The sequence below is a fragment of the Actinomadura livida genome (assembly GCF_014648675.1).
Taxonomy (GTDB): Bacteria; Actinomycetota; Actinomycetes; order Streptosporangiales; family Streptosporangiaceae; genus Spirillospora; species Spirillospora livida.
In genome coordinates, this window is the sequence record NZ_BMRO01000001.1 from 203,546 (window position 1) to 205,994 (window position 2,449).

Genomic DNA, 2,449 nt, shown 5'->3' on the forward strand with positions numbered 1-2,449 from the left:
GCGGCGCTCGCGAAGGCGTACTGCTCCGACGCCTACGCCCACACGGCGGGCGAGGCGATCCAGCTGCACGGCGGTATCGGGTTCACGTGGGAGCACGACGCGCACCTGTACTTCAAGCGGGCGCAGGCGTCCCGGCAGCTGTTCGGGACGCCGGACCGCCACCGCGGGCGGCTCGCCGAGGCGGCCGGGCTCACGGGTGCAGGCGCAGCCCCTTGAGGACCTTGTCCACGCCGTTCTTCGGCCCGTGGACGCTGAACCCCACGAGCGGCATCTCCTCGGCGGTGACCGCGCGGACCGTCTCGCGGTTCGCCTCGTCGTGGCCCGTCTTGAACATGTCCTCGATGTAGACGGCGGTGTCCATGCCGCGGCCGAGGGCCCGCGCGTGGGACCGCTTGATCGCCTCGGCGTCCCCCTCGTAGACCAGGACGGGCTGCCGGAACATCGCCAGGTAGGCGTTGCCGGACGCGTCCTCGTACGGCTCGCCGATGACGTCCGGGAAGCGGCCCGCGACGGCGCTCGCCAAAAAGGCGGTGACGTTGAGCCGCTGCCAGGCCGCCAGGTCGCCGCGGACCACGATCCCGATCTTGGTGTCGAAGCGCATGCGGGCCAGGATGCCGCGGCGGGAGCGGAACGTCTTGAACGCTGGTGCGCCACACTGGAGGGGTGGAGTGGAGCCGGTACTGGCGGTCCCCCGACCGCCCCCTGGAGGCGATGCACGCGCATTTCGAGCGGCACGTCTACCACCGGCACAGCCACGAGACGTACTCGTTCGGCGTCACCGAGGACGGCTACCAGGCGTTCCGGTGCCGGGGCGGCGCCCACACGAGCGCGGCCGGGATGGTCATCGCGTTCAACCCGGACGACCCGCACGACGGCCACGCCGCCGACGAGCTGGGCTTCACGTACCGGATGGTGCACATCGGCCCGGAGCTGGTGGCGGACGTCCTGGCCGACATCACCGACCGCCCGGCCCGGCCGCCGCTGTTCGCCTCCCCGGTGGTGCCCGATCCCGTCCTGGCGCGGAACCTGCGCGCCCTCCACGCGGCGCTGCTCGGCGGGGCGACGGCGCTGCGGCGGGACGAGCTGCTGACCGCGGCGGTCGGGGCGATGGTGAACCGGGCCGCGACGCGGCGCGCGGCCGCGTCGCCCGCCACGGGCCTCGCCGAGCGGGCCCGGCGGCTGATCGAGGAGTCGTTCCTGGACGACGTCGGCGCGGCCGAGCTGGCCGAGGCGGCCGGCTGCAGCCGGTTCGCGCTCTACCGGGGGTTCCGGGACGCGTACGGGATGGCGCCGAGCGACTACCAGCGCCAGCTCCGGCTGCGCGCGGCCCGGCGGCTGCTGGCGCGCGGCGACGCGATCGGCGAGGTGGCGGCGGCGACGGGGTTCGCCGACCAGAGCCATCTGACGCGCTGGTTCGTGCGCTGCTACGGGATGACGCCGGGCCGCTACCAGCGCGCCGGTTAGGGAAGAATGCCCGCCATGAGACGGGCGAGCGGGACGATGTTCGGGCTGGCGTACGGGGACGCGCTCGGCGCGCCCACCGAGTTCCTCACCATGAAGCAGATCGCGCGGCGGTTCGGCGAGCGCGGCCCGGCGGACCTCGACGGCGACCCCGCGCTGGTCACCGACGACACGCAGATGGCGATCGCGGTCGGGCTGGCGCTTCTGGACGCCCTGGAGAACCCTCCCTTCACCCCCGATCTGATCACGCCGATGTGGCGGCGGCGGTTCGTCGACTGGCTCGACAGCCCGGAAAACAACCGCGCCCCCGGCAACACCTGCCTGAAGGCGTGCCGCGGTCTCGCCGCCGGCAAGCCGTGGGTGGAGGCGACCGTGGCGGGCTCCAAGGGCTGCGGCGCGAACATGCGCGTCGCGCCGGTCGGGCTCGCCCCCGGCCTGTCGGACGAGACGCGGGCGGGCGCGTCCCAGCTCCAGGCGGCGCTCACGCACGGCCACCCGACCGGGCTGGCGGCCAGCGAGCTCACGGCGTTCGCCGTCCGGTGGCTGGCAGACGGGATGGACCCCGCCGGCCTGCCCGCTGCGCTCCGCGCCCGCTGCCACGAGCAGCGCACCGTCTACCACGGGGACTGGCTCGGCGAGCTGTGGCAGCGGCCCGGCATGGACGCGCCCGAGACGTTCATCGCCCGCGGCTGGGACGAGTGCCTCGCCGTCCTCGACCGGCTGGACGAGGCCCTCGCGGCCGGCGACCGGACGTCCGACCCGTGCGCGGTCACGGGCGCCGGCTGGGTCGCGGAGGAGGCGCTCGCCACCGGCCTGCTGTGCTTCCTGCTCTTCCCGGACGAGCCGGCCGAGGCGATCCGCCGCGGCGCCGCCAGCTCCGGCGACTCCGACTCGATCGCCTGCCTGGCCGGGGCGTTCGCGGGCGCGCACCTCGGCATGGGCGCCTGGCCGGACGGGTGGTCCGCCCGCATCGAGTACGTCGCCCACC

General features: G+C 74.8%; 4 protein-coding genes. 3 read left to right on the forward strand and 1 reads right to left on the reverse strand.

From position 1 onward, the window contains the following. Positions 1-216 (forward strand): acyl-CoA dehydrogenase family protein (locus IEZ03_RS37410; RefSeq protein ID WP_268248508.1); only part of this gene is annotated, 216 nt, incomplete at its 5' end. Here the strand turns inward: IEZ03_RS37410 and IEZ03_RS00820 are convergent. Next, positions 191-601 (reverse strand): DUF2000 domain-containing protein, encoded by a 411-nt coding sequence (locus IEZ03_RS00820; RefSeq protein WP_184883010.1) that lies wholly within the window; start codon positions 599-601, stop codon positions 191-193. The two genes, IEZ03_RS37410 and IEZ03_RS00820, sit on opposite strands and share 26 nt — an antisense overlap. 62 nt (positions 602-663) lie before the next feature. Between IEZ03_RS00820 and IEZ03_RS00825 the strand changes: the two genes are divergently transcribed. After that, positions 664-1,464, forward strand: a complete 801-nt coding sequence (locus IEZ03_RS00825; RefSeq protein ID WP_229807897.1) for an AraC family transcriptional regulator — start codon at positions 664-666, stop codon at positions 1,462-1,464. Positions 1,465-1,479: 15 nt separating this feature from the next. Further along, the coding region (locus IEZ03_RS00830; RefSeq protein ID WP_229807898.1) for an ADP-ribosylglycohydrolase family protein at positions 1,480-2,449 on the forward strand (970 nt) is incomplete at its 3' end.

Excerpts from the sequence above, each read along its gene's own strand:
- IEZ03_RS00820 (WP_184883010.1), bottom strand. The coding sequence starts at position 601 with ATGCGCTTCGACACCAAGATCGGGATCGTGGTCCGCGGCGACCTGGCG.